Source organism: Paraburkholderia caballeronis (genome assembly GCF_900104845.1).
Lineage (GTDB): Bacteria > Pseudomonadota > Gammaproteobacteria > Burkholderiales > Burkholderiaceae > Paraburkholderia > Paraburkholderia caballeronis.
The window spans coordinates 1,789,476-1,809,322 of record NZ_FNSR01000001.1 but is presented as its reverse complement, the minus strand read 5'-3'; the positions used below and the strand labels follow the sequence as shown (position 1 = coordinate 1,809,322).

Below are 19,847 nucleotides of genomic sequence, written 5' to 3'. Positions count from 1 at the left end.
CGCAGTCATGAGTTCATCGATTTTCAACGTGCTGACCGTCGCCGGCTCCGATTCGGGCGGCGGCGCCGGCATCCAGGCCGACCTCAAGGCCTTCTCCGCGCTCGGCGCGTACGGCGCGAGCGTGATCACCGCGCTCACCGCGCAGAACACGCGCGGCGTCACCGCGATCCATGCGCCGGACGCGGCGTTCGTCAGCGCGCAGCTCGACGCGGTGTTCGACGACATCCGCATCGACGCGGTGAAGATCGGGATGCTCGCGAACGCGCCGATCGTGCGCGCGGTCGTGGATGCGCTGCGGCGTCACCGCCCGCCGCGCGTCGTGCTCGACACCGTGATGATCTCGAAGAGCAATCACGCGCTGCTCGCGCCGGATGCGGTCGCCGCCTTGCGCGACGAACTGCTGCCGCTCGCGGACATCGTCACGCCGAACCTGCCCGAAGCGGCCGCGCTGCTCGGCGTCGCGCCGGCGGCGGACGAAGCGCAGATGGTCGAACAAGGCGACGCGCTGCGCGCGCTCGGCGCGCAAGCGGTGCTGGTGAAGGGCGGCCACCTGAACGCAGCGGACAGCCCCGACTGGCTGATAGACGCGGGCGGCTCGCTGCGGCTCGGCGGCACGCGCGTGCCGGTCGGCAACACGCATGGCACGGGATGCACGCTGTCGTCGGCGATCGCGGCGCTGTGGCCGCAACGCGGCGATCTCGGCAGCGCGGTCGCGGACGCGAAGCAGTATCTGACCGCCGCGCTAGAAGCGAGCGGTCGGCTCGACGTCGGCCATGGCGTCGGGCCGGTGCATCATTTTCATCGGTGGTGGTGAGCGCGGGCGGTGGTGTTCGCCGCCCGGCGGTTTCTCCTGTCGGGCAGTCCGCGCAACGGCATTGAAGCGGGCCGTTATGGGTTCACGGCATCATTCGCGCGCGAATGCCTGTGCACGTGCCGGCCAGTCGTCCGGCACGATGAAGCCGCGCGAAATCTCCGTGCAGCCGCCGCTACCATCGGCCGAGAATGCTGCGACCATCACAGGCTCGGTAGCGCCCGCAAGCGTTTCGAATAACGCGCGCGGGTCGGTTGGCGCGGCGACACCCGACGAACGCCATGACGTTTCGACGGTCGCCGCCGGAACGCGACTCGAATCCCCTGCTGCTATCGCGCCGTCCAGCCATCGCGGCGCAAGCCAGTCGAGTCTCGGCAGCACGCTCCAGCCGTCAACGGCCTGCGCCTCCGCGAACGCCGGCCAGTCCGCATGCGTGACCCACCAGCCGCGTGGATGATCGGGCGCAAGCTCATCCGGTTCATGCGCGGTCGAGGCCCCCTGTTGCCCGGCCCGATAAAACAGCCATCCTTTGACGAACATCTGCGCGAGCCACGGCCCGGTATAACCGAGCATCGCAAATTCGTCGCGCGCGCTGAGGCGCAGTTGATGATCGATCAGATGCGCGAGTTTCCGGTCGAACCGGTCGCGCAGATTCGGGCCGACGAAGTCCGACAGCAGCCCGCAGCCATCGCCCGCGTGCAGATAACACTTGACCGCCAGTTCCCAGTGCAGCCGCCGGCCACGGCTCGTTTCGACGAGGAAGTCGCATTCGCCGAGCGTGCGGCCCGCGCGCCGCAACACGACGTTCGCGGCGACGAGCCGCACAAACGGCCCATGCGCGAGAAACCAGCCGAGCAGTGCTTCCGCATAGAACCCGAGACGCGTGAGCCGCGCCGCGGCAAGCTTGCGATGCAGCGCGTGCGGGTCGCGATCGAGTTCGAGCAGCCATCGGGCGGCCGCATCGGCTTCGTCACGCGACTCCCAGGGGTCGGCGAGCGGCGCGCCCGGATGTCGAGGCTTCAGCAGATCCGGGCTGAACAGCAGCCAGGCGAGATCGCGCACGGCCGGATCGCGCAGCGCGGCGAGCCGCGTCGCGGCATCCCGCGCCGGCGCGGCCGTCATCCGCCGTGGCCCGATGCCGCCGCGCGCCACGTATCGCGCGCGAGGCACAGGTCGGTCCACGCCTTCGACTTGTCGTGCAGGCTGCGCAGCAGATACGCCGGATGGTAGGTGACGATGACCGGCACGCCTTCGTACTGATGCACGCGCCCGCGCAGCGACGCGATGCTGCCGTCGGTCTTCAGCAGGCTCTGCGCGGCGAAGCGGCCGAGCGCGACGATGATCTTCGGCTTCACGAGCGCGACCTGGCGTTGCAGATACGGCTCGCAGCGCGCGACCTCGTCCGGCTCCGGATTGCGGTTGCCAGGCGGACGGCACTTGATCACGTTCGCGATATACACGTTGTCGCCGCGCGCGAGCGACAGTGCGCGCAGCATGTTGTCGAGCAGCTTGCCCGCCTGGCCGACGAACGGCTCGCCCTGGCGGTCCTCGTTCTCGCCCGGCGCTTCGCCGATCAGCATCCATTCGGCCTCGCGGTCGCCGACGCCGAACACGGTGTTCGTGCGGCGCTCGCACAGCCGGCAGGCGGTGCACGACGCGACGCGTTCGGCGAGCGCGTCCCAGTCGAGCGTCGCGATGCCGTTGCGCGCGATCGTGGGAGCCGACGCGGGAACGTCGTCGGGAAAAGGCGGGACGTCGGCTGCGGGCGCGGAATCGAACCATGCGAAGTCGTCGTCGGGCGGCGGTTCGTCGGCGGCGGGCGGGCGGGACGGCGCCGTTGGCGCAGCAGGCCGCGCGCGCGGCGGCGTCGGGATAACGCCTTCGGCTGCGACCGGCTCGCGGTTCGCCGCCTCGGCTGCCCGCTCCGACGCAGCAATATCCGCATCGCGGCGGTCGGCGTCTTGCTGCACGCGGCGCGGCGTCGTAGCGCGCGCGTCGGCGCCTGCGGCCGGCGTGGACGCATCGCCGCTCGCCGCCGCAACGGACGCCGTCCGCTCATTGCCGATATCGACGGCGCTTTCAGCGGCTACCGGCTGTGCGTCGTCCGCACGAACGCCCCTGCGCACCCAGCGCGGCGCGAGTCCCAGTTCTTCCAGAGCGATCTCATTGAGCGGCATCCATGCCCTCCCCTGCAAACGAAAAGCGCATCACGATCGCGTCCTCGCGGGTGTGATGGCGGGCCGGATAATAATTTCTGCGCCGTCCGATCGACGCAAAGCCGAACTGCTCGTACAGACGGATCGCGCGATGATTGGACGGCCGCACTTCGAGCAGCATCCCGTCGAGCCGCTCCGCGCGCGCGATCCGCACCGCCTCGCGCAGCAGCGAGAGGCCGGCGCCCGCGCCCTGCGCCTGCGGCGCGACGCACAGGTTCAGCAGATGCATCTCGTCGACGACCGGCATCAGCACGCAATAGCCGATCAACGTGCCGGTCACGTGCCGCAGACAGATGCCGAAATACCCATTGCGCAGCGAATCCTCGAAATTGCCGCGCGACCACGGAAACTCGTAAGCGGACCGCTCGATGATTACGACTTCGTCGAGATCGCTCTCGGTCATCTGCGACAGATAGCGATCCGTCATCAGCACGCCACTCATCGCCGGCCCTCGCCGGTCGTCGAACCCACCGCGCCCGCCGCCGCCGGTGCTGCGGTCTGCGCGGCTTTCGCGGCGAGCCGCTCGGCCGTCGTCTGCGCGACCTTGTTGCGCACGTATTCGGGCGCGGCCTGGTCGGCCGGCACGACGCGGCCCGCGCGGAACGCGCGCAGCGCCGCGAACGCGAGCGGCAGCGCATGCGGCAGCGCCTCGCGGTCGATCACGCGCGCCTGCGACGCGACGGCGAGCCGCTCACCGAACACGTCCGCCGCGTTGCCGGCGAGCGTGAACGGCTCGTCCGGCGCGACGACGGCGGCCGGCGCGTCGAGCGACGCGGCGCGCACGACGCGCCAGTCGCCGGCGGCCGCGTCCCACGCGTAGTCGGCCCAGTAGACCTCGTCCATCCGCGCGTCGAGCGTGGCGAGCACGCGGGTCGCCGCCGGATCGCGCCGCCGCGCGTTCTCCGCGCAGACGAGCAGCGTGCCGACCGGCACCACCGGAATGTCGAGGCCGAACGCGAGGCCCTGCGCGACGCCCGTCGCCGTGCGCAGGCCGGTGAACGACCCAGGGCCGGAGCCGAACGCGATCGCGTCGCAGTCGGCGAGCGCGAGGCCCGCTTCGTCGAACAGCTCGCCGATCGCCGGCAGCAGGCGCGTGCTCGACACCGCGCCGGTCGCTTCGTGGCGCGTCCATGCGCGGGGTTCGGGAACGGCAGCGCCGGCGTCGGGGCCGGCGGCGCAGAGCAGCGCGACCGAACAGAATTCGGTCGAGGTATCGAGGGCGAGCAGCACGGTTTCGGTCATGGCCGCTATTGTAATGCGGCGCCCCTGCAAGCCGCGCGCCTGGGTCGCGCGTGGTTCGGGTACAGGCAGCAACGGTATACCTATGCCCGCCGTTGCCGGCCTCGCCCTCGCGAACGCACGTCGCCGCCCTTCGCAAGCCGTTCTGGAAGAATCGCTCCAGCCGCCGGTGCGCATGCGCTGCTACCATCGTCGGCCCGACCCGATCCCTGCATGGAGAAAACGATGAGCGATGTCGATGCGCGTTTCGCGCAAGCCCAGGAAGACGTGAAGCAGTTGCCGGAGCGTCCCGGCAACCTGACGCTGCTGCGCCTGTACGCGCTGTTCAAGCAGGCGACCGAAGGCGACGCGCACGGCGACCGCCCCGGCATGACCGACATCGTCGGCAAGTACAAATACGACGCATGGGCGGCACTGCAAGGCACGGCGCAGCAAACCGCGCGCGAGCAGTACGTCGAGCTGGTCGAATCGCTGAAAAACGGCACCGCCGCCTGACTCCCCGCGGGCATGCGCGGCGGCCGTACCGCCGCCGCGCCCGCCCGCGCATTTACGCAACGTGTGTGACCGACACCCATTCGAACCGCACATTGTTCTGGCGCAACGCAACAAAACTGGATATAATCGTTGGCTGTGCTTCGAACGGCCCCGCCAGCGCGACTGGAATCCTTTCGCAGCGCCCCGTAGCGTTTAGCTCCAATCCTGTTTAGAACCTGTCCCCTCCTGCCTTGGCCCACCGGGCCGTCTGTACCAAGCGTACCAGGCTGGCGGCAAGCCAATCCCGGCAAACCGCATCCGATACAGCTTCTAACTTGAAACTCGCCTCCTGAGTGCGAGTTGCCCCCGTTTTTCGATTTGCTCGCTGAAGTATTGCTCGCTGAATCCAACGACCAGGGTATGCGCGATTGGCGCCGACGTATTGTTGTTTCCTGTGCACCAAGGATATTCATGACTTCGAGCAATACCCAAAGCCCCCTCGACGCAATCGCCAACCAGGCACTCGGTCTCGACGAGACCGTCGCCGTCGCCGTTGACGTCGCCGTCGCGCCGCAAGCCGACGTGCCCGAGGGTCCGACGTTCGCCTCGCTCGGCCTGTCGCCGGAGATCGTCTCCGCGCTGGTCGCCGCCGGCTACAAGGCGCCGACGCCGGTTCAGGAACGCGCGATCCCGGCGGGCATCGCCGGCCGCGACCTGCTGGTGTCGAGCCCGACCGGCTCGGGCAAGACCGCCGCGTTCATGCTGCCGGCAATCGAGCGTTTCGCGCAGCTTCAGAAGACCCTCGCCGCGCAGCCGCGCGAGCCGCGTCCGCAAGGCGCCGCGCCGGCCGACCGCCGCCAGCGCCGGCCGCAGCCGGTCGCGCGTCCGGGCCTCCTCGTGCTGACGCCGACCCGCGAACTCGCGATGCAGGTGACCACGGCCGCGTCGACGTACGGCAAGCACCTGCGCCGTCTGCGCACGGTCAGCATCCTCGGCGGCGTCGCATACGGCCAGCAACTGATGCTGCTCGCGAAGAACCCGGAAATCCTCGTCGCGACGCCGGGCCGTCTGCTCGACCATCTGGAGCGCGGCCGCATCGACCTGTCGGAACTGCAGATGCTCGTGCTCGACGAAGCCGACCGCATGCTCGACATGGGCTTCATCGACGACATCGAAACGATCGTCGCAGCGACGCCGGCAACGCGTCAGACGATGCTGTTCTCGGCGACGCTCGACGGCAAGATCGGCTCGCTGACCGGCCGTCTGCTGAAGGATCCGGAGCGCATCGAGATCACCCGCAAGATCGAGTCGAGCTCGAACATCGCGCAGACCGTGCATTACGTCGACGACCGCGACCACAAGGACCGTCTGCTCGACCATCTGCTGCGTGCCGAAGGCCTCGACCAGGCGATCGTGTTCACCGCGACGAAGATGGACGCGGACAACCTCGCCGGCCGCCTCGCGGACGCGGGCTTCGAAACCGCCGCGCTGCACGGCGACCTGCCGCAAGGCGCGCGCAACCGCACGATCCGCGCGCTGCGCGAGCGCCGTGTGCGCGTGCTGGTCGCGACCGACGTCGCCGCGCGCGGGATCGACATCCCGGGCATCACGCACGTGTTCAACTACGACCTGCCGAAGTTCGCGGAAGACTACGTGCACCGGATCGGCCGCACCGGCCGCGCGGGCCGCTCGGGCATCGCGGTGAGCCTCGTGCATCACGCCGAACAGGGCGCGCTCAAGCGCATCGAGCGCTTCGTGCACACGACGCTGCCGGTCAACGTCGTCGCAGGCTTCGAGCCGCGCAAGGCGCCGCCGGCGAACAGCCGCGGCGGCTTCGGCCGCGGCGGCCGTCCGGGTGGCGGCAACAGCGGCCGTCGCTTCGGCAACGGCAACAGCAAGCCGGGTGGCTACGGCAACGGCCGCAGCAGCAACGGCTTTAGCGGCAAGCCGGCCGGCGACGGCGCGCGCAGCGGCGGCAACAGCAATGGCTACGGCGCACCGCGCGAAGGCAGCAGCTATGGCGCTCGCGACAACAACGGCGGCTACGGCGCGCGTGAAGGGGGCAACTCGCGCGGCGGCTACGGCCAGCAGCAACGCGAAGGCTACGGCCGCTCGCGCGACGGCGGCTTCGGCGCGCGCCGCAGCGACGCGCCGCGTGGCGCCCGCCGCGACAGCTAAGCTCCGTTGACCTGCGCGGCAGCGGCCAGCCGGCTGCCGCCGCGCATACGAAACGACCGGGACCGGTGCTCACGCACCGGTCTTTTTTTATCCCCGCCCGCATTTCACAATGCGGCAAATTTTTTTGCGTCGTAAAAACGCGTGCTGCGTGGCACAACGACGCGCGTCGCACGATGGAAAATCCCGTTTCCCAATGCGGAACGAGCGATATAACTCCATGAAAATAAAAGAATAAAAATCCATGGAAAAGACTCTTTCACGCCTGTTCCCGCCCGACCGGTTTGCCTAGACTCTTATATAAGACTTCACGCTCCAGACGCCCTTCGGCCCCACCGAAACGCGCCGCCCGCGAAAGTCACCGTCTTACCGTTCATCTATCAGGCACTTCAAGGAGTCCACCATGACGACGCGTCAACAGCAGGCCCAGCAACTTCAACAGCAATGGGAAACCGATCCGCGCTGGAAAGACATCAAGCGCGGCTATACCGCCGACGACGTCGTGCGTCTGCGCGGCTCGGTGCAGATCGAACACACGCTCGCGAAGCGCGGCGCCGAAAAGCTGTGGGCGTCGGTGAACAGCGAGCCGTTCGTGAACGCGCTCGGCGCGCTGACCGGCAACCAGGCGATGCAGCAGGTGAAGGCCGGCCTGAAGGCGATCTATCTGTCCGGCTGGCAGGTGGCGGGCGACGCGAACGTGGCCGGCGAAATGTATCCGGACCAGTCGCTGTATCCGGCGAACTCGGTGCCGCTCGTCGTGAAGCGCATCAACAACACGCTCGCGCGCGCGGACCAGATCCAGTGGTCCGAAGGCAAGAATCCGGGCGATGAAGGCTACGTGGACTTCTTCCAGCCGATCGTCGCGGACGCCGAAGCCGGCTTCGGCGGCGTGCTGAACGCGTTCGAGCTGATGAAGGCGATGATCGAGGCCGGCGCGGCCGGCGTCCACTTCGAGGACCAGTTGGCCTCCGTGAAGAAGTGCGGCCACATGGGCGGCAAGGTGCTCGTGCCGACCCGCGAGAACATCGGCAAGCTGGTCGCCGCGCGTCTCGCGGCCGACGTCAGCGGCACGCCGACCGTGCTGATCGCGCGCACCGACGCGGAAGCCGCCGACCTGGTCACGTCCGACGTGGACGACAACGACAAGCCGTTCCTGACCGGCGAGCGGACCGTCGAAGGTTTCTTCCGCACGAAGCCGGGCCTCGAACAGGCGGTGTCGCGCGGCCTCGCGTACGCGCCGTACGCGGACCTGATCTGGTGCGAGACCGGCAAGCCGGATCTGGAATACGCGAAGAAGTTCGCGGAAGCGATCCACAAGCAGTTCCCGGGCAAGCTGCTGTCGTACAACTGCTCGCCGTCGTTCAACTGGAAGAAGAACCTCGACGACGCGACGATCGCGAAGTTCCAGAAGGAACTCGGCGCGATGGGCTACAAGTTCCAGTTCATCACGCTCGCGGGCTTCCACGCGCTGAACTACTCGATGTTCAACCTCGCGCACGGCTACGCGCGCCAGCAGATGAGCGCGTTCGTCGAACTGCAGCAGGCCGAGTTCGAGGCCGCGGACCGCGGCTTCACCGCGGTCAAGCACCAGCGCGAAGTCGGCACCGGCTACTTCGACGCGGTCACGCAAACGGTCGAGCGCGACGCGTCGACGACCGCGCTGCACGGCTCGACTGAAGACGAACAGTTCTTCGACAAGAAGGTCGCGTAACGCGGTCCGGGGCGGCGGCCGGTTTGGGCCGGTCGCCGCGCCCGATCGGACGTACGATCCGGACGTACGAACCGACGGAACAACGAAGCAACACGGCAGGCAATCAGGGAGCGAGACCCCGCACCGGCAACAGACCGGCACATGCAACACCGACAAGACCCAACCGGGGAGACCCGCCGCGGCCGGCGCAACGACAGCAGGATCGTCCGCGCGTCGGCCGCGGCCTTTCCTGGCGATAGACGATCACCGGAAGCTTCGTATGCGTGAGCACGCGCTGCGTCTCGCTGCCGATCAACAGGCTGCCGGGCCGGCGCGGGCCGCGCGACGCCATGAAGATCACGTCGCAGCCACCGTCCTCGGCCGCCTCGACAACGCCGAGATACGGCGACGGATGCACGCTGGTGCGGCTGCTGCACACGACACCCGCGTCGCGCGCGGCGTCCTCGATCCGCCGCAGATGCGCACGCGCGTCGCGTTCGCTGCGCGCGTCGAAATCGCCGGGCGGTTCGATCGCGGCGTCGGAGTACGGCGAATACGGAGACGGCGACACGCATGCATAGGCGGTCACGCGCGCGCCGACCGCTCGCGCGAAATCGCCTTCTTCGACAGGTCCGAGCCATCGGTCGGAACCAGAATGTGCGTGAACATCGCGCCCTCCGTGATCGGCGGCAACCGTGCGGCAACGCGGGCCGGCTGCCCGGGTTCATCGATTCCAGTGCGCGAAACCGGCGCGCAACGCAAGCGCGTTTCAGGTGTTTCCGGCGGCCTGCGCCACTGCCGTCAGTCGTGTCCCCAGTAACCGGGAAGGCCGTACGTATGTTTCAGGAAGTCGAGAAAGAGCCGCACGCGCAGCGGCAGATGGCGGCGCTGCGGAAACACCGCGTTGATGCCGATCGGCGGCGCGGCGAACCCGTCGAGCACGCTGACGAGGCGGCCGGCCGCGATGTCGTCGCCGACCTCCCACCACGAACGCCATGCAAGCCCATGTCCGTCGAGACACCAGTCGTGCAGCACCGCCCCGTCCGAGCACTCCATCGTGCCGGACACGCGGATCGACACGATCTTGTCGCCCTGCTGGAACGTCCAGCCGCGCTGCTGGTTCGCGCTCGCGCCGAGCGCAAGGCAGTTGTGCTGCGCGAGATCGCCGAGCGTCTGCGGCGCGCCGCGGCGCTCCAGGTACGCGGGCGACGCGACGCAGACGCGGCGGTTGTCGCCGAGCCGCAGCGACACCAGCGACGAATCCGGCAACTCGCCGAGCCGCACCGCGCAGTCGAACCCCTCGTTCACGAGATCGACGAGCCGGTCCGACAGGTCGAGCGTGACCGACACGTCCGGATGCGCGATCGTGAAACGCGCCACGAGCGGCGCGACGTGGCGGCGGCCGAAGCCGGCCGGCGCGGACACGCGCAGATGCCCGCTCGCCTTCACGCCGCCCGCGGACACGCTCGCCTCCGCGTTCTGCATGTCGTGGATGATCCGCTGGCAGTCTTCGAGGAACGCGGAACCCTCGAAAGTCAGCGTGATGCGGCGCGTGGTGCGCACCAGCAGCTTCACGCCGAGGCGCTCTTCGAGCGCGTCGATGCGCCGGCCGATCACCGCGGGCGCGACGCCTTCCGCCTGCGCGGCGGCGGACAGGCTGCCCTTCGCGGCGACGGCGACGAAGGTCTCGATCTGCTTGAAACGGTCCACGGAGCGCGAAATCGGTGACGAAAAATAACTGAGTTCGACAGATTAGGTTTGTAAAAGTAAAAGATCAAGTGATCAATCGGTCCTTTTTCAGTGATATTAATCATGAATAGAATGGATCCCGACCTGTGAAGACGGAGTGCACGGTTATGCCGGCCACCACGACACGCTTTCCGAAGGCTGTGATATTCGACGCATACGGCACGTTGTTCGACGTGCATTCGGTCGTCGCGGCGGCGGAACAGATGTTCCCCGGCCACGGCGATGCGCTGTCGCAGTTGTGGCGGCTCAAGCAGATCGAATACACGCAGTTGCGCACGCTGTCCGATCCGTCCGGCGGCCGTTATCGCCCGTTCTGGGACGTCACCGTCGACGCGCTGCGTTATGCGGCGCGCCGCCTGAACCTCGCGCTGACCGCGAGCGGCGAAAAGCGTCTGATGGACGAATACGCGTGCCTGTCCGCTTTCGCGGACGTGCTGCCGGTGCTGCGCGCACTGCGCCAGCGCGCGGACCTCGGCCTCGCGATCCTGTCGAACGGCAATCCGCAGATGCTCGACATCGCGGTGAAGAGCGCCGGCATGACCGGCCTGTTCGATCACGTGCTGTCCGTCGATGCGGTGCGCGCGTACAAGCCGGCCGCCGCCGCGTATGCGCTCGGCACGACCGCGTTCGACGCGGCCGCGCGCGACCTCGTGTTCGTGTCGTCGAACGGCTGGGACGCCGCAGGCGCCGGCTGGTTCGGCTACACGACGTTCTGGATCAACCGCCAGCGCCTGCCCGCCGAACAGCTCGACATCGCGCCGCACGGCACCGGCGGCGGCATGGCGGACCTGGCCGCCTTTCTCGACACCGCTGCGCCGCCCGACCGGGCGTCCGGCCGCCCGCGCCCCGCCCCGGGCGCATGACGGCGGCCTAACGAACGTGCGACGAGCGGCGACACATTCACCCTTAGCATCAAACTGACCGACCAAGGAGTTATTCATCATGACCAGCACGTTGCAGTTGCCGCAAGGCATGCAGATCACCGGCGCAATCCAGCCGGGCTTCGACACGATCCTCACGCCCGACGCCCTCGCGCTCGTCGCGAAACTGCACCGCGCATTCCAGCCGCGCCGGCAGGAACTGCTGAACGCGCGCGTCGAACGCACGAAACGCCTCGACGCCGGCGAGCGTCCCGACTTCCTCGCGGAAACGAAGAGCGTGCGCGAAGCCGACTGGACGATCGCGCCGCTGCCGAAGGATCTCGAATGCCGCCGCGTCGAGATCACCGGGCCGGTCGAGCGCAAGATGATCATCAACGCGCTGAACTCGGGCGCGGACTCGTACATGACCGACTTCGAGGATTCGAACGCGCCGAACTGGGACAACCAGATCACCGGCCAGATCAACCTGAAGGACGCGATCCGCCGCACGATCTCGCTCGAACAGAACGGCAAGCGCTATCAGCTGAACGACAAGACCGCGACGCTGATCGTGCGTCCGCGCGGCTGGCACCTCGACGAGAAGCACGTGACGGTCGACGGCCAGCGCGTGTCCGGCGGCATTTTCGACTTCGCGCTGTACCTCGTTCACAACGCGCAGGAACTGATCGCGCGCGGCAGCGGCCCGTACTTCTATCTGCCGAAGATGGAAAGCCATCTCGAAGCGCGCCTGTGGAACGACGTCTTCATCGCCGCGCAGGAAGCGGTCGGCGTGCCGCGCGGCACGATCCGCGCGACGGTGCTGGTCGAGACGATCCTCGCGGCGTTCGAGATGGACGAGATCCTGTACGAACTGCGCGAGCATAGCTCGGGCCTCAATGCGGGCCGCTGGGATTACATCTTCTCGGCGATCAAGAAGTTCAAGAACGACAAGGACTTCTGCCTCGCGGACCGTGCGCAGATCACGATGACCGTGCCGTTCATGCGCGCGTACGCACTCGAACTGCTGAAGACCTGCCATCGCCGCAATGCGCCGGCGATCGGCGGGATGAGCGCGCTGATCCCGATCAAGAACGACGCGGCCGCGAACGACAAGGCGATGGGCGGCGTCCGCTCGGACAAGGCGCGCGACGCCACCGACGGTTACGACGGCGGCTGGGTCGCGCACCCGGGCCTCGTGCCGATCGCGATGGAAGAGTTCGTGAAGGTGCTCGGCGACAAGCCGAACCAGATCGGCAAGCAGCGCGACGACGTGAACGTCACCGCAAAGGATCTGCTCGACTTCCGTCCGGAAGCGCCGATCACCGAAAACGGGCTGCGCAACAACATCAACGTCGGGATTCACTACCTCGGCTCGTGGCTCGCGGGCAACGGCTGCGTGCCGATCCACAACCTGATGGAAGACGCGGCGACCGCCGAAATCTCGCGCTCGCAGGTGTGGCAATGGATCCGCTCGCCGAAGGGCAAGCTCGAAGACGGCCGCAAGGTCACGGCCGAACTGGTGCGCGAACTGATCCCGCAGGAACTCGACAAGGTGAAGGCGGTGGTCGGCGGCGACACGAAGCCGTACGAGCGCGCCGCGCAGATCTTCGAGCAGATGTCCACGTCCGGCAATTTCGTCGAATTCCTGACGCTGCCGCTGTACGAAGAAATCTGATCGCCATGCGCCGCCGCGTGAGCGGCGGCATACGTGGCCGCCTCGGCGGCCCAAACACGAAGGCCCGGCGGATGTCCATCCGCCGGGCCTTCGTTCATTCGTCGTCGCGACGCGCGCGTTCAGCGGCACTGCCGATGCGCGATCCAGTCGCCGCCCCGTATCTCCGGCAGCCCCTTCACCGACTCGCGCGCGACCGGATAAAACCGGCACTGCATCGGCGCGCCGTCGACCTCCACGCGCGTTTCGCGCACGAGAAAAAGCCCGTCGACGCCCGGATACACCTCCTCGATCTCGTCGAGCACCGCGACCAGCGCATCGTCGATCTCGTACACGTCGCCGACGACCGGCGCGGCCGACGCATCGACGACCATCCCCGGATAGTCGCCGAAGTCGAACAGGCGGCCGCGCACCGAAGTCCTGCCGATCAGCGTCGGCGGCGCGATGCCGTAGCGCGCGGCCGCGACGCTGATGTCGTTGATCTCGCCGGCGCGCAACGTCCCATAGACGAACACATGCTGCATTACCGCTTACCTCTTGTTCCCGAAAACCCCGTCAGAGCGGCGTTGCCGATACCAGCACGCCATCGACGTCCGCGTAGATCCACTCGCCGGGGCGCACCGTCGTGCCCGGCATCTGCACCGGCACGTCGCGCTCGCCGCCGCCGCGCTTCTGGCTGCGCTGCGGATGCGTCGCGAGCGCCGCGATGCCGACGTTGCAGGCGTTCAGTTCGAGCGTATCGCGCACGCTGCCGTTGACCACCACGCCGGCCCAGCCGTTGTCCTGCGCGAGTTCACCGAGCTTGCCGCCGACCAGCGCGCAACGCCGGCTGCCGCCGCCATCGACGACCAGCACGCGCCCTGCGCCCGGCTGTTCGAGCGTCGCGCGCACCAGCGTGTTGTCCTCGAATACCTTCAGCGTGAACGCCGGGCCGCTGAAGCACTGCGCGCGGCCGAACAGGCGGAATACCGGATCGAGCACGCGCAGCGTGCCGTCCGCGAGCCGGTCCTCGTGCGCGTCGCACAGGTCGGCGGTTGCGAATGTCATGAGTTCCTCCGTGTCGATGTGACGAACCGGGAGCATTATGCCCCGCCGGAAGCGAGCATAGACCGATGCGGCGCGTGTTCGTGGAGGTCGTCGCATCGCGGGGTCGGCCGCAACGGAAGCGCGCGTGCGAATCGCCTACAATGTGTCGCCTGCACGCCGCCCACCGACTCTCTCACCGCCTCGCGCCTTTCGTCATGCCGTCGAGCCCGCCGCCGTCCCAGCCGACCGATCTGGATTTCTTCACGGACATCCCGCCGGAGTTCGAGCCGACGCCCGCGCACCCGATCCGCGTGCGTTCGCGGCCGATGCCGGCCGGCGTGCGGATCGCGCAGCATACGCACGGCTGGGCGCAGCTCGCGTATGCGTCGCGCGGCGTGCTGCGGATGACGACGCCCGGCACCACGTGGATGGTGCCGCCGTCGCGCGCGATCTGGGTGCCGCCGCGCGTCACGCACGAAGTGTCGATCGTCGAGGACGCGTTCCTGCGCACGCTGTACGTGGACGAGTCGGTCGTGCCGCCGGGGCTCGGCGAATGCCGGGTCGTCGAGGTGTCGGGACTGCTGCGCGAAGTGATCGCGTCGCTCGACGAACCAGCGCTGCCGGCGACGCGCGAGCGGTTGCTCTGTGTGCTCGCGCTCGACGAGATGACGCGCTCCGCGCCGCTGCCGCTCGCGGTGCCGATGCCCGAAGAGAAGCGCCTGCGCGCGTTGTGCGAGGCGCTGATCGCCGATCCGGGCAATCATGGATCGCTCGAATACTGGGCCGCGCATGTCGGCGCGAGCACGCGCACGATCGCGCGGCTGTTCCGGCAGGAACTGGGCGTGAGTTTTTCGCAGTGGCGTCAGCAGGCGATCCTCGCGCGCGCGATTCCGCTGCTGAACCAGGGACGGCCGATGGCGATCGTCGCGCAGGAACTCGGCTACCAGAGCCAGAGCGCGTTCTCCGCGATGTTCCGGCGCGCGTTCGGGCAGAGTCCGCGTGCGTTCATCGCGCGCGGCGCCGGCGATATCGACGATCCGTCCGCACAGGACGATTCCGATGATGGCTTCGCGCGGAGCCTCGTGTCCGCTGACGAAGCCGCCACTCCGCGAGACGGCCGGTAACGCACCGGCCGAACGCGCCGGCCGAGCGCTCAGACCGGCCGCGTCATGTGCCGGATCGAACCGAGCCGCGCGAGCCGCGACCCCGCAAGCCGATACCCCATCCGGTGATAGAGCCGCGCGGCCGGATTATCGACGAACACGCGCAACTGCAGTTCGCGCAACCCGCGCTCGCGCGCCCAGCGATGCGAGATGTCGAGCAGGAACGTACCCGCGCCCTGGCCGCGATAACCCTCGACGATCTGCACGTCGCGGATATGCAGCGAGTCGCCCTCTTCGGTCACGCGCAGCACGCCGATGGCATGGCCGTCGAGTTCGAGGATGAAGTTCTCCGATTCGCGATAGCTCGCAAGAAACAGGTCGCCGCGCCAGATCAGGTGATGACGCCGGTAGTAGCCGCCCATGTTCGCGCGCGTGAGCGACTCCGCGAACTCGAAGTCGTGCATCGTGGCACAACGCAACTGGAAGCGGGACGGAACGTCGTTGGGGGCGAACATGGCGGACCGGACTCGGAGAATGTCGCACAACGGTAAGACAGCGCGCGCCGGCTGGCAAGCACGCGTTTTGTCCGCTGGCGCAAGCGACGGTCCCGGCGCGTCCGATCGAGGCAGACGGAGAAAAAGAAAAAGCCCGCTGGAATGACCCAGCGGGCTTCGATCTGGCGAAGCGGACGGGGACTCGAACCCGCGCCCGGCCCCGGCGTGACAGGCCGTTAGACCCGGATGTCACCGGAACTCGCCTGACTAAAAATTCATTTATAAAACAATGGCTTATTGATTATTCTCACCGATGTGATTCCACGAGGATCGTGGAAATCCTTCGATTTCCAGGGCAAATCCAGGACACGCCGTGCCGTACCTCACAGTCCGTGGCATCGAAGCCCTGAAGGCCTGAAAAAAGGGCTACAAGATAACAGTCGATCGCGACCTGTACCTTCGCGCCTCGACGGATGGAACCCAAACATGGCTCGTCCGCTACGTCGTCGACAATCGGAGCGGGTAATTGCCCGACCTACCAAATAGCTCAATTCCGGAGGTTTTCCTCGCAATCGTCCCAGTACCGCAACGGGTCGCGATGCGCCGGATAGCGCGAATCGAGCCACGCCGACAGCCTGATCCAGTCCGGATGATGCGTGCCAGTCTGTGCAGACCAGGTCGACGACCGCTCAAGAATCTGACCGTTCCCGCGATCGCGGACCAGCAGACTACCTAATCCGCTTGAACTGTTCGCCTGCGACTCGACCAGATACCGCGGCAGGATTTTAAGCTCGGCATCCGCGGCCCATCCGTATAACGCGCGGACCACGCCCGACGGATCCCGCAGCGCTATCGGGCCGTTTTCCGGGCGAACAGCAGTCCATCCTTCGGGGAACTCGGTGACGACCTCGTTTTTACCTTCCCTCACCCACCTCACGCGCCAAGCCCGCACCATCGCGTCGCGCATGCGGGACACCGACTCATAGCCGGCGGGCAACTCGATCGCCGCGGGAAGCGTAATCAGGTTGTCTTTCCAGAGTCCGGCTTCGTCGTCGACGCGTTTGACCGCCTCGAACGCACCCGCTTCGAACGGGTTTTCGGGCCGGCTCGATACTCTCGCGCTCCCACCGGACAGCCCAGCGAAAAGACGCTCGGCATCCTCGCGGGTAAGTTTTGTCTTTCCTTTCTTCATCAATCTTTCTCTCGCTCGAAACGCAGGTACTTCAGTACCGCGGCGATTTGCGTCTGACCATCATGCACGCGAACCCGAGGAATCCTCTCAACGTTGAATTCAATCCGGCAAAGAAAGCGGGAGATTCTTTCGTATTTCGCGTGCAACGAATTGCGGACGACGCAAAGGTAAATACGGTCATCACCTCTGACAGGCGTGACGTCTTTGTCTTTCCGATCACTTCGGCTACGACTTGGCGTTCTCTTGTCCTGTCGAGCCCCTTGCTGCAGCAAGACGGCTTTGTGCCGCGACGAGCGGGTCGTCCGTCGTCGCCACCAGCCACAGACGTGCGTGCTCCGCGATCCAGCGGTTGTGGTCTTTTAATGGGCCCATCGTGCTGGCGGCCTTCCAGACCACGGGGCCGATCCGGCTTTTTCTGCCCGAAGGCGCGCCTACCAGCAGGCAATAAGGTCCGAGCGGAAGCGATACAAACGGAAGCGCCGGACTGGTATGCGTGCGCCAATCGATGAACGGCGTCTCGTTGATAAGCAGCGCTACCGGCAGGCCGTAAAGCACGCTGAAATCGTATAGCGCCAGTTGCTCTCGCGTGCCGGCATAACTACGCCGGATGTCGTCCACAACCGCCGCCCGAATTTCGTCCTCGAACATGGGCTCCTGCGCATAACGGGCCAATGCGTTTTGTGCGTCCAGTTGGTATGCGCTGAGCAGGCCGAGTTCCACGCAGTCCTGCACGGCGCGCTGAACCTCCGCTACAGAACCCGCCTCGTCCGGCGTGCCCAACTGGGCCGCGCGCAGGAACCGGGCAAGCCCCGCCTCCTGAATCGCCGGACTCTCGACAGAGGCATCGTCGGCTTTACCGTCCTTATCGAGCGGCACGTAGATGTATTTCTCCGCTGCGAACCGCGATTTCTTGCCTTCGTCGAATTTGATTTCGCCGTCTACGCAGTCCAGGTAGCGGGTTCCGATCCGGCCATGCTCCCAAATCCAGTTTTTCAGAAACGGACGTAACGGATGCAGTCTGTCTTGATCGGCCATCGAAACCTCCAGATGCCCCAGTATAGTTCCGCGGTACACCTATGCGTCGGCGATCTTGATCACGACTTTGCCGAAGGGACCGCGCGCCAGATGTTCGAACGCCTGCACTGCGTCGTCGAAGCGATAAACGCGCTCGATGACGGGCTTGATCCGGTGCGTATCGAGGAACACGTTGAGCCGCTCGAACGAACTGCGAGGCGCCACCGCGATGCCGCGGATCGTCGTCTGCCGGAAAATCACAGGCATGAGGTTGAGCGCGGTCGTCTGCCCCGAGAGAAAGCCAACCTGCGCGACCACGCCCTGCACCTTCGTCGCCGCAACGGACCGGTTGATACCGTCGCCGCCCGCGACGTCGATCGTGACGTCCGCGCCCAGGCCGTTCGTCAGTTCGAGCACGTTGCGCTCCCAGTCCGGATGCGTGCGGTAGTTGACGCCTTCGACCTTGGCGTTTCCGACCAGCGTTTTTATTTTCGCAAGGTTTTCGTCCTTGCTCGACGTGACGATCACGCGTGCGCCATGGGCGGCAGCGATCTGCGCCGCAAAAACCGACACGCCGCCGGTTCCCTGCACGAGCACCGTCTGTCCCGGTTCGAGATGGCCGACGTCCATCAGCGAATACCACGCGGTCAACGCGGCAATCGGCAGGGTCGAGGCTTCCTCGTCGCTCATCGACGCCGGTGCCGGCACCGCGCTGTCCTCATGCAGGATCATGTATTCGGCGAGGCCGCCCGGAAGCGGCATGCCGATGCAATACGCGGGCTCGTCGGGACCGGGCGCGCCGTCGATCCATCGTGAGTAGAGCGTCGAATTCACGCGGTCGCCGACCTGAAAACGCGTGACGCCTGCGCCGACGGCCACCACGGTGCCGGCCGCGTCCGACACGGGAATCAGCGGCTTGGGCACAAGATGCGGCTCATAGATGCCGTCAACGATCGCCTTGTCGCGGAAATTCAACGACACCGCGCCCACCTTCACCAGCAATTCACCCGGCTGCGGAGCGGGCGTCGTCACGTCGCCTGGCTGCAGATTGTGCAGACCGAAATCCTTAAGAAGCCATGCTTTCATTTCACACCTCACGTTGGCTGGACAGGGGATGCCGATCCACATCGGCTCGCAGAATACGCGGCAAATCGAACACCGCTACAGGCCTGCGCCCAGTTCCCGCTGCCGCCGCACTCGCGCGTCTTCGTCAAAACGCGTATCTTCCAGTTCCTGCAGTACGCCGTCGAGATCCACGGGACGCGTATCGACTTCGATCCGGCCGGTCAATTCGGCATCGACATGCAGCCGGCCTGCTTCGAAGAGCGCCCAGATCTCCGCGCCATAACTCGTGGCAAGTAGTTGCGGCGCAAACCGTCCGAAATACGCGGCCAGGTTCTCAACGTCGCGCTTGAGCATCGACGCGGCTTCGTTGTTGCCGGCCGCGTCGACGGCCTGAGGCAGATCGATGATCACCGGTCCGTCCGCCGCCAGCAGGATGTTGTATTCCGACAGGTCGCCGTGAACCACGCCCGCGCAGAGCATGCGGATCACCTGCTTGAGCAGCAGCGCGTGCAGTTCGAGCGCATGGGCTTCGGTCATATCGACGTCGTTGAGCCGCGGTGCGACGTCGCCGTTCCCGTCGACCACCAGTTCCATCAGCAACACGCCATCGGTGCAGATATAGGGTTGCGGCACGCGCACGCCTGCGGCAGCGAGCCGGAACAGCGCATCGACCTCGGCGTTTTGCCATGACGCTTCCTGCATCTGCCGGCCGTAGCGCGTACCTTTTTCCATCGCACGGGCCTGCCGGCTGTTCTTGATTTTCCGGCCGTCCCGATACGACGCGGCTTGCCGGAAACTGCGCTGCTTCGCGTCCTTGTAGACCTTCGCGCAACGCGTCGACTCGCCGCTACGCACGACGTAGACGGTTGCCTCCTTGCCGCTCATCAACTGGCCGATGACCTCGTCAATGAGCCCTTCGTCGAGAAGCGGTGCAAGTCGTTTGGGTATTTTCATACGGCCGCCGACCGTAAGCCTGATGCGCGGGAGAGGAATGAAGTCATGCCCGATTATAAGGGCGACCGACGGCGTGCCGAACTACGGGCGAACTACCGGCGAACTACGGGCGA

At 66.7% G+C, this 19,847-nt stretch carries 19 protein-coding genes and 1 pseudogene; 7 read left to right on the top strand and 13 right to left on the bottom strand.

Translation table 11 applies throughout. From position 1 onward, the window contains the following. The first annotated feature begins 7 nt into the window (after positions 1-7). Complete coding sequence (gene thiD, locus BLV92_RS08065; RefSeq protein ID WP_090543851.1) at positions 8-814, top strand: bifunctional hydroxymethylpyrimidine kinase/phosphomethylpyrimidine kinase; 807 nt, start codon at positions 8-10, stop codon at positions 812-814. Positions 815-904: 90 nt separating this feature from the next. Here thiD and BLV92_RS08060 read toward each other — a convergent pair whose 3' ends face one another. From BLV92_RS08060 to tsaB, 4 genes are read right to left on the bottom strand one after another with little or no spacing between them, the layout of a single operon-like run. Beyond that, complete coding sequence (locus BLV92_RS08060; protein ID WP_090546919.1) at positions 905-1,933, bottom strand: DUF1853 family protein; 1,029 nt, start codon at positions 1,931-1,933, stop codon at positions 905-907. Continuing rightward, a complete protein-coding gene (locus BLV92_RS08055; RefSeq protein ID WP_090543849.1) occupies positions 1,930-2,988 on the bottom strand; it encodes a uracil-DNA glycosylase in 1,059 nt (352 codons plus the stop codon). The genes BLV92_RS08060 and BLV92_RS08055 overlap by 4 nt, the downstream gene beginning before the upstream one ends. Continuing rightward, positions 2,975-3,469, bottom strand: coding sequence for a ribosomal protein S18-alanine N-acetyltransferase (gene rimI / locus BLV92_RS08050; protein ID WP_090543847.1), 495 nt, complete (start codon positions 3,467-3,469; stop codon positions 2,975-2,977). The genes BLV92_RS08055 and rimI overlap by 14 nt, the downstream gene beginning before the upstream one ends. After that, positions 3,466-4,269, bottom strand: a complete 804-nt coding sequence (tsaB, locus tag BLV92_RS08045; protein ID WP_090543845.1) for a tRNA (adenosine(37)-N6)-threonylcarbamoyltransferase complex dimerization subunit type 1 TsaB — start codon at positions 4,267-4,269, stop codon at positions 3,466-3,468. The genes rimI and tsaB overlap by 4 nt, the downstream gene beginning before the upstream one ends. 222 nt (positions 4,270-4,491) lie before the next feature. On the opposite strand from tsaB, the gene BLV92_RS08040 reads away from it, so the two are divergent. The 3 genes from BLV92_RS08040 (at position 4,492) to aceA (ending at position 8,626) form a co-directional block, all read left to right on the top strand. Beyond that, positions 4,492-4,761 (top strand): acyl-CoA-binding protein, encoded by a 270-nt coding sequence (locus BLV92_RS08040; RefSeq protein WP_090546917.1) that lies wholly within the window; start codon positions 4,492-4,494, stop codon positions 4,759-4,761. A gap of 450 nt (positions 4,762-5,211) precedes the next feature. Further along, entirely contained in the window at positions 5,212-6,918 is a 1,707-nt protein-coding gene (locus tag BLV92_RS08035; RefSeq protein WP_090543843.1) for a DEAD/DEAH box helicase, read from the top strand. A gap of 400 nt (positions 6,919-7,318) precedes the next feature. Continuing rightward, positions 7,319-8,626, top strand: coding sequence for an isocitrate lyase (gene aceA / locus BLV92_RS08030; RefSeq protein WP_090543841.1), 1,308 nt, complete (start codon positions 7,319-7,321; stop codon positions 8,624-8,626). A gap of 232 nt (positions 8,627-8,858) precedes the next feature. Here aceA and BLV92_RS08025 read toward each other — a convergent pair. Both BLV92_RS08025 and BLV92_RS08020 read right to left on the bottom strand, forming a co-directional pair. Then, positions 8,859-9,274, bottom strand: a pseudogene (locus BLV92_RS08025) (universal stress protein); the annotation flags it as partial. A 132-nt stretch (positions 9,275-9,406) separates the two neighbouring features. Beyond that, positions 9,407-10,315: a LysR family transcriptional regulator gene (locus tag BLV92_RS08020; protein ID WP_090543840.1), complete on the bottom strand. Its 909-nt coding sequence runs from the start codon at positions 10,313-10,315 to the stop codon at positions 9,407-9,409. Positions 10,316-10,461: 146 nt separating this feature from the next. On the opposite strand from BLV92_RS08020, the gene BLV92_RS08015 reads away from it, so the two are divergent. Then, positions 10,462-11,217 (top strand): haloacid dehalogenase type II, encoded by a 756-nt coding sequence (locus BLV92_RS08015; protein WP_090543838.1) that lies wholly within the window; start codon positions 10,462-10,464, stop codon positions 11,215-11,217. 79 nt (positions 11,218-11,296) lie between these two features. Further along, a complete protein-coding gene (aceB, locus tag BLV92_RS08010) occupies positions 11,297-12,889 on the top strand; it encodes a malate synthase A (RefSeq protein ID WP_090543836.1) in 1,593 nt (530 codons plus the stop codon). Positions 12,890-13,008: 119 nt separating this feature from the next. Here the strand turns inward: aceB and BLV92_RS08005 are convergent, their stop codons facing one another. Next, positions 13,009-13,410 carry a gamma-glutamylcyclotransferase family protein gene (locus BLV92_RS08005; RefSeq protein ID WP_090543834.1) on the bottom strand — a complete coding sequence of 134 codons (402 nt, stop codon included), beginning with the start codon at positions 13,408-13,410 and terminating at the stop codon, positions 13,009-13,011. Between the two features lie 31 nt (positions 13,411-13,441). Then, positions 13,442-13,933 (bottom strand): ribonuclease E activity regulator RraA, encoded by a 492-nt coding sequence (gene rraA, locus BLV92_RS08000; protein ID WP_090543832.1) that lies wholly within the window; start codon positions 13,931-13,933, stop codon positions 13,442-13,444. Positions 13,934-14,127: 194 nt separating this feature from the next. Here rraA and BLV92_RS07995 point away from each other — a divergent pair, with 194 nt between their 5' ends. After that, positions 14,128-15,036, top strand: coding sequence for an AraC family transcriptional regulator (locus BLV92_RS07995; protein ID WP_090543830.1), 909 nt, complete (start codon positions 14,128-14,130; stop codon positions 15,034-15,036). 29 nt (positions 15,037-15,065) lie between these two features. Here BLV92_RS07995 and BLV92_RS07990 read toward each other — a convergent pair whose 3' ends face one another. The 5 genes from BLV92_RS07990 to BLV92_RS07970 form a co-directional block, all read right to left on the bottom strand. Next, positions 15,066-15,530, bottom strand: a complete 465-nt coding sequence (locus BLV92_RS07990) for a GNAT family N-acetyltransferase (RefSeq protein ID WP_090543828.1) — start codon at positions 15,528-15,530, stop codon at positions 15,066-15,068. 526 nt (positions 15,531-16,056) lie between these two features. Beyond that, positions 16,057-16,701, bottom strand: a complete 645-nt coding sequence (locus tag BLV92_RS07985; protein ID WP_090543826.1) for a hypothetical protein — start codon at positions 16,699-16,701, stop codon at positions 16,057-16,059. A gap of 225 nt (positions 16,702-16,926) precedes the next feature. After that, the gene (locus BLV92_RS07980; RefSeq protein WP_090543824.1) at positions 16,927-17,736 is read right to left on the bottom strand and encodes a hypothetical protein; all 810 of its coding nucleotides are present in this window, start codon (positions 17,734-17,736) and stop codon (positions 16,927-16,929) included. 39 nt (positions 17,737-17,775) lie between these two features. Continuing rightward, the gene (locus tag BLV92_RS07975) at positions 17,776-18,801 is read right to left on the bottom strand and encodes a zinc-dependent alcohol dehydrogenase family protein (protein ID WP_090543822.1); all 1,026 of its coding nucleotides are present in this window, start codon (positions 18,799-18,801) and stop codon (positions 17,776-17,778) included. A gap of 75 nt (positions 18,802-18,876) precedes the next feature. Continuing rightward, positions 18,877-19,734: a PA4780 family RIO1-like protein kinase gene (locus tag BLV92_RS07970; protein ID WP_090543820.1), complete on the bottom strand. Its 858-nt coding sequence runs from the start codon at positions 19,732-19,734 to the stop codon at positions 18,877-18,879. Positions 19,735-19,847 lie beyond the last annotated feature (113 nt).